The sequence below is a fragment of the Bradyrhizobium sp. genome, assembly GCF_047605465.1.
In the GTDB taxonomy this organism is placed as follows: domain Bacteria; phylum Pseudomonadota; class Alphaproteobacteria; order Rhizobiales; family Xanthobacteraceae; genus Bradyrhizobium.
Genome location: NZ_JASGFS010000051.1, coordinates 43,123 through 49,474 on the forward strand (window position 1 = coordinate 43,123; position 6,352 = coordinate 49,474).

The 6,352-nt window shown below is 65.1% G+C and carries 7 protein-coding genes; 6 read left to right on the forward strand and 1 reads right to left on the reverse strand.

All coding sequences use genetic code 11. The features are described 5' to 3' along the window. Positions 1-71: 71 nt before the first annotated feature. Positions 72-1,046, reverse strand: coding sequence for an NADPH:quinone oxidoreductase family protein (locus QM712_RS27620; RefSeq protein ID WP_415026318.1), 975 nt, complete (start codon positions 1,044-1,046; stop codon positions 72-74). A 231-nt stretch (positions 1,047-1,277) separates the two neighbouring features. Between QM712_RS27620 and QM712_RS27625 the strand changes: the two genes are divergently transcribed. From QM712_RS27625 to QM712_RS27650, 6 genes are all read left to right on the forward strand, one after another. Continuing rightward, complete coding sequence (locus QM712_RS27625) at positions 1,278-2,117, forward strand: SDR family oxidoreductase (protein WP_415026319.1); 840 nt, start codon at positions 1,278-1,280, stop codon at positions 2,115-2,117. A 115-nt stretch (positions 2,118-2,232) separates the two neighbouring features. Beyond that, entirely contained in the window at positions 2,233-2,868 is a 636-nt protein-coding gene (locus QM712_RS27630) for an invasion associated locus B family protein (protein WP_415026320.1), read from the forward strand. Between the two features lie 210 nt (positions 2,869-3,078). Next, positions 3,079-4,281, forward strand: a complete 1,203-nt coding sequence (gene rlmN / locus QM712_RS27635; protein WP_415026321.1) for a 23S rRNA (adenine(2503)-C(2))-methyltransferase RlmN — start codon at positions 3,079-3,081, stop codon at positions 4,279-4,281. A gap of 123 nt (positions 4,282-4,404) precedes the next feature. After that, positions 4,405-4,899 (forward strand): hypothetical protein, encoded by a 495-nt coding sequence (locus tag QM712_RS27640; protein ID WP_415026322.1) that lies wholly within the window; start codon positions 4,405-4,407, stop codon positions 4,897-4,899. 56 nt (positions 4,900-4,955) lie between these two features. Beyond that, positions 4,956-5,732, forward strand: a complete 777-nt coding sequence (locus QM712_RS27645) for a phosphatase PAP2 family protein (protein WP_415026323.1) — start codon at positions 4,956-4,958, stop codon at positions 5,730-5,732. Positions 5,733-5,824: 92 nt separating this feature from the next. Then, positions 5,825-6,352: argininosuccinate synthase domain-containing protein (locus QM712_RS27650; protein ID WP_415026324.1), on the forward strand; the 528-nt coding region annotated here is incomplete at its 3' end.

Here is a 6,352-nt window from a genome sequence, read left to right on the forward strand (position 1 = left end):
CTCCCTGAGGTAATGGGTCCTGGCTTTCGACAGGACGACTCGTGGAGGGAGGCGCGATCCCAATCGCATCGTCACGGATGCAGGATCACCTTGCCCATCGCCTGGCGTCCCGCGAGCACCTTCAATGCGTCGGCGGTCTGCGCCAGCGGGAAGGTGCGGTCGACATGCGATGAGATCTTGCCTTCCGCCGTCCACTTCACGAGCTTCTCGAGATTGGCGCGATTCTTCTCGGGATTGAGCCGCGTCCAGGCGCCCCAGAACACGCCGCGGATGTCGCAGCCTTTCAGCAGCGCGAGGTTCAGCGGCATTTTCGGAATGTCGCCGGCTGCAAAGCCGATCACGAGGAAGCGGCCCTCCCATGCGATCGAGCGCAGCGCCTGTTCGGCGTAGGCGCCGCCGACGGGATCGAAGATGATGTCGACGCCCTTGCCGCCGGTGAGCTTGCGCAGACCCTCCTTCAGGTCTTCCTTGCCGTAGTTCAGCGTCAGCTCCGCGCCATGCGCCTTGGCGAAGGCCAGCTTCTCGTCCGAGGAGGCGCAGGCGATCACCTTCAGGCCCATCAGCTTGCCGAGCTCGCAGGCGGCGAGGCCGGTGCCACCGGCCGCGCCCAGCACGGCGAGCGTTTCGCCGGGCTTCGGGCTGGCGCGGTCCTCCAGCGCATGCAGCGCGGTGCCGTAGATGATGATGATGCCGGCCGCACGGTCGTAATCGAGATTGTCGGGAATCTTCACGATCGTTGCCGCCGGCAGCGCGATCTTCTCGCGCGCGCCGTTGTGGCCGCAGGACGCGACGACGCGATCGCCGACCTTGAGGTCGGTGACGCCCGGACCAATGCTCTCGATCACGCCCGCCACCTCGGCGGCCGGCGAGAACGGGAACGGCGGCTTGATCTGATATTTGCCCTGGATCATCAGGATGTCGAAGAAGTTCAGCGCCGCGGCCTTGATCGCGATCACCGCTTCACCCGGACCCGCGACCGGATCCGGTACGTCGGCGAGCACGAGGTCGTCAGGCTGGCAATATTGCGAACAGAGGATGGCTTTCATGGCGGCACCTTCTTCAGAGCGCTTGGCGTTTCAGGATGGAGTTATCGTTGGCCCGTTTCTGCCGGATTTAGGCACGGGCGACAATCCGGATTCTTTGTAGAAACCGCGGCCGGGTCTATCCTCGCGTGAGCAAGAACGTAGCGAAGCAACCCGGAATCCGCCCGGCGGAAATAGACGGGCTGCTTCGCGACGCTCGTAATGACGAAACCCGCGAAGAAAGGGATTCAAACGATGTTTGAAACAGGTCTGCTCAGGAACAAGCGCATCCTCGTCACCGGCGGCGGATCGGGACTCGGTGCGTCGATGGGCCGTCGTTTCCTCGCGCTCGGCGCCGAACTCGTCATCTGCGGCCGCAAGCTCGATCGGCTGGAAGCGACCGCGGCCGAGATGCGCGCGCAGACCGGCGGCAAGGTCGTTGCGATGGCTTGCGACGTCCGCGACGGCGCCGCCGTCGACGTCATGATGGATGCGATCTGGCGCGATGCGCCGCTCGACATTCTCGTCAACAATGCTGCCGCGACCTTCATCGCGCAGAGTGAGCATCTGTCGTTCCGCGCCGCCGATGCGATCCTCGCGCCGACGCTGCACGGCGCGATGTACTGCACGCTCGCGGCCGGCAAGCGATGGATCGAGGGCTCGCACGGCGGCGTCGTGCTGTCCATCCTCTCGACCTCGACCATCACCGGCCGCGCCTTCACCGTCCCCTCGGCGATGGCGAAGTCGGCGGTGCTGGCGATGACCAAGAGCCTCGCGGTCGAATGGGGCCCGAAGGGCATCCGTACCGTCGCGATCGCGCCGGGACCGTTCCCGACCCCCGGGGCCGCAGGACAGCTCCGCCCCGAGGGACGCGATGAAGGCTGGACGGCGCGCAATCCGATGGGGCGCACCGGCGAGCACAGCGAGCTCGCCGATCTCGCCAGCTTCCTGGTGTCGGACCGCGCCGGTTACATCAACGGCGAGATGGTGGTGATCGATGGCGGCGCGCATCTGCGCAGCTCAGGCGCCGAAGACCTGTTGCGCTGGACCGAAGCGCAGTGGGCCGATCAACGCGCAGCGCGGTCCAGAGGTTAACGGCCGCATCCCGTCACCCGCCTTTCCAAATTTGGCTTTCCCGGGTATCCCTGACTCGGGGACAAAGCGCGCCCGGGCCATCTTCCAGTCACAATATTGAGGGAACCGTTCCAGCATGTGGCGGGCGCTGATTTTAGCTTTCATGACTGGCATGGTGGCCTGGGGAATCAGCGATTCCGCGCGGGCTCAGACGGTGCAATCGGCGCCGAAAGCCGCACCGAAATCGGCCGCGCCGGCAGCGAAGACGGCGGCAAAGCCCGAGAGCAAACCGGTGGCGGCTCCCGCTGCGGTTGCGGGCGGCGCCGAGCCGACGCTGATCGGTCAGTTCGGCACCTGGGGGGCCTATTCGGCGACGCCCAACGGCAAGAAAGTCTGTTTCGCGCTGGCAAAGCCGTCGTCGTCGAAGACCAACCCGCCGAATCGTCCGCGTGACCCCGCCTATGCCTTCGTCTCGACCCGGCCGTCTGAAAAGGTCAACAACGAGGTCTCGGTGATGATCGGCTACGCGCTGAAGCCGGGCTCTGAATCGACGGTCGAAGTGGGCGGCGCAGCCTTCGCGATGTACACGCAGGGCGACGGCCTCTGGATCAAGAACGCGGCGGAAGAGGAGCGGATGGTCGAGGCCATGCGCCGGTCCGCCGACCTCGTGGTGAAAGGTGTTTCCGCCAAGGGGACCGAGACGACCGATACTTTCTCCCTGAAGGGCCTTGCCCAGGCGCTGGACCGTATCTCCCAGGATTGCAAACGGTAAGGCTGCAGGCTTAAGCCTTTAAGGCTAAGCAATCGCGGCGGTCGCAATTGGCGGTTCCGATTGCTATATAGGGGCGGTTCCAGACTTTCCGTCGTCATGGCCGGGCTTGACCCGGCCATCCGCGTGTTACGGCGTCCGAGCCAGGACGTGGATGCCCGGGCCGAGCCCCGGGGATGACGAGTTTAGACAGCATTGATCTTAGGCCAACTGATGCAAATGACGAGCGAGCCGCACAACGCAACGCTGGTGGAGAAAACTCCACTCGAGACCTATGTGCCGCCGGCCAAGCCGTCGCTCATCGGACTGTCACGCGCGGAACTCGCTGACTGCCTCGGCGAGATCGACGTCGCGCCGGCGCAGCGCAAGATGCGCGTGCAGCAATTGTGGCATTGGCTCTATTTCCGCGGCGCCAGGAATTTCGACGAGATGACTTCCATCTCGAAGACGATCCGCACCGCGCTCTCGGAGCGCTTCACGGTCGACCGCCCTGAGGTCGTCGCCGAACAGATCTCCAACGACGGCACCCGCAAATGGCTGCTGCGGCTGCCGAGCGGCGACAATGTCGAGAGGGCGCATGAAGTCGAATGCGTCTACATCCCCGAGACCGATCGCGGCACGCTCTGCGTCTCCTCGCAGGTCGGCTGTACCCTCAACTGCGCCTTCTGCCACACCGGCACGCAGCGCCTGGTGCGCAACCTGACCGCGGGCGAGATCGTGGGGCAGGTGATGGTCGCGCGGGATCGTCTGAACGACTGGGCCGATCGCGAGGACGGCACGCGCCGCGTCACCAACATCGTGATGATGGGCATGGGCGAACCGCTCTACAATTTCGATGCGGTGCGCGATGCGCTTCTGATCGTCGGCGACAACGAAGGCATCGGCATCTCCCGCCGCCGCATCACGCTGTCGACCTCGGGCGTGGTGCCGAACATCGTCCGCGCCGGCGACGAGATCGGCGTCATGCTGGCGATCTCGCTCCACGCCGTGCGCGACGAATTGCGCAACGAGCTGGTGCCGCTCAACCGCAAATTTCCGATCGCCGAGCTGCTGCAGGCCTGCCGCGACTATCCCGGCGCGTCGAATGCCCGTCGCATCACCTTCGAATACGTCATGCTCAAGGGCGTCAACGATTCGCTCGACGATGCGAAGCTGCTGGTGAAGCTGCTCAAGGGCATCCCGGCCAAGATCAACCTGATTCCGTTCAATCCGTGGCCCGGTACGGCCTATGAATGCTCGGACTGGGACCAGATCGAGAAATTCTCCGAATACATCTTCAACGCGGGCTATTCCTCGCCGGTCCGCACGCCGCGCGGCCGCGACATCCTCGCCGCCTGCGGCCAGCTCAAGTCGGAGACGGAAAAACTCTCGGCCCGCGAGCGCCAGGCGCTGCGCGCCATGGCGATGACGGATTGAGTTGATGCGTGCCGGCGCTCTCGCGTCCCTGTCATTGCGAGCGCAGCGAAGCAATTCAGGGGCTTTCCGCAGAGGCGGATTGAATTGCTCTGCCCCGCTCGCAACGACGGAAAGAGTCGTGTCATGGCGCTGATCGGCCGCCTCGTCGTCATCTTCATTGGCTTCATCGCCGCCTGTGTGGTCGGCGGCATGATCGTCGTCGGCGCGCTGCTGTTCCCGGAATTCTCCGATCTCGGAGCGGGACCTGTGGATCAGGGCACGATCGACATCCTGCTCGGATTCGGATTCATCTTCGTCTCCGGCTTTGCGCTGGTGCCGGCGGCGGTGATCGTTGCGGTCACCGAGGCGCTCTACGTGCGCAGTGCGCTCGCCTACGCGGTCGGCGGCGGCGTGGTCGGGCTGGCCTGCTATCTCGGCCTCGTTCCCTTCCATCCCGACACATTCCAATTCGAGGGCATCGTGCGGCGGCACCTCGAGATCATGACTGGCGCGGGTATCGTCGCCGGCGTGGTCTACTGGCTGATTGCCGGCCGTAACGCCGGCGCCTGGCGCGAGCCGCCGCCACCCCTCAGGCGACCTCCGCCGCTGCCGTCGCAGTCGCGGCCCGATGCGCGGTAATTTCCCGGCCTGTCTCGGGGTTTCCATCTGCGCCTCTCTCCGCTAAACCGCGCGCCATGAACCGGACTGGACTCTTCATCGCCCTGGCGCTGTGGCTCGTGATCGGCGTCGTCTTCGGCCTCTATCCCGAACTCGACCTCAAGCTCGCCTCGCTGTTCTTCGATCCCGAGACGAAGACCTTTCCGCTCAAGCTGAACAGCTGGGCCGGCGTCGCGCGGGACGCCGCGATGTGGGTCTCCTGGGCTTTCGTGCTGCCGTCGCTGGTCGCGCTCGTGGTCAAGATGATCAGGCCCGACCGGCCCTTGATGGTGTCGGGGCGCGCGATCGTGTTCCTGCTGGTCACGATCATCCTGTCCGCCGGCATTCTCACCAATCTGACCTTCAAGACCTATTGGGGCCGGCCGCGGCCGGTGGTGGTGACCGAGTTCGCCGGTGATCAGCATTTCGTGGCGTGGTGGGACCCGCGCGGCGATTGCGCACGCAACTGCTCGTTCTTCTCCGGCGAGGGGGCGACGGCGTTCTGGACGCTGGCGCCTGCAGCGCTGGCGCCGCCGGCATGGCGGCCGCTTGCCTATGCCGGAGCGGTGATCTTCGGCGTTGCGACCAGCGGGCTGCGCATGGCCTTCGGCGGGCACTTCTTCACCGATGTCGCGACCGCCGGCCTCGTCACCTTCATCGTGATCTGGTTCGGCTACGCGTTGATTTACCGCTGGCCGCGGACCCGGTTCTCGGATGAGGCGGTCGATGCCGCCCTGACCCGGCTGAACATGCCCGCCTATCGCCTCCGCAAGCGCCTGTTCGGCGGCAAGACCGGCCCCGCGGCGTCGATTTGAGCCATTAAATGCGTGCCGAGACCTGCGAAATTTGATATTCGCGCGGTCAATCCGCCCTCACATCAGCCCCTTGAGACCCGATTGGAAGCGCCATGACCACGATCCTGAAAAGCCTGCCCAAGGGTGAGAAAGTCGGCATCGCTTTTTCGGGCGGTCTCGACACCAGCGCGGCGCTGCTCTGGATGAAGCAGAAGGGCGCGCGCTGCTACGCCTATACCGCCAATCTCGGCCAGCCGGACGAAGCCGACTACAACGAGATCCCGCGCAAGGCGATGGAGTTCGGCGCCGAGAAGGCGCGGCTGGTCGATTGCCGCACGCAACTCGTCCACGAAGGCATCGCGGCGATTCAATCCGGCGCCTTCCACATCTCGACCGGCGGCATCACCTATTTCAACACCACGCCGCTCGGCCGAGCCGTCACCGGCACGATGCTGGTCGCGGCCATGAAGGAAGACGGCGTCAACATCTGGGGTGACGGTTCGACCTTCAAGGGCAACGACATCGAGCGCTTCTATCGCTACGGCCTCCTCACCAATCCGGGCCTGAAGATCTACAAGCCGTGGCTGGACCAGCAGTTCATCGACGAGCTCGGCGGCCGCGCCGAGATGTCGGCGTTCATG

What these genes read in the sequence shown, in the direction of transcription:
- QM712_RS27620 (WP_415026318.1), bottom strand. Translation starts at nt 1,046, where the DNA reads ATGAAAGCCATCCTCTGTTCGCAATATTGCCAGCCTGACGACCTCGTG.
- QM712_RS27625 (WP_415026319.1), top strand. Translation starts at nt 1,278, where the DNA reads ATGTTTGAAACAGGTCTGCTCAGGAACAAGCGCATCCTCGTCACCGGC.
- QM712_RS27630 (WP_415026320.1), top strand. Translation starts at nt 2,233, where the DNA reads ATGTGGCGGGCGCTGATTTTAGCTTTCATGACTGGCATGGTGGCCTGG.
- rlmN (WP_415026321.1), top strand. Translation starts at nt 3,079, where the DNA reads ATGCAAATGACGAGCGAGCCGCACAACGCAACGCTGGTGGAGAAAACT.
- QM712_RS27640 (WP_415026322.1), top strand. Translation starts at nt 4,405, where the DNA reads ATGGCGCTGATCGGCCGCCTCGTCGTCATCTTCATTGGCTTCATCGCC.
- QM712_RS27645 (WP_415026323.1), top strand. Translation starts at nt 4,956, where the DNA reads ATGAACCGGACTGGACTCTTCATCGCCCTGGCGCTGTGGCTCGTGATC.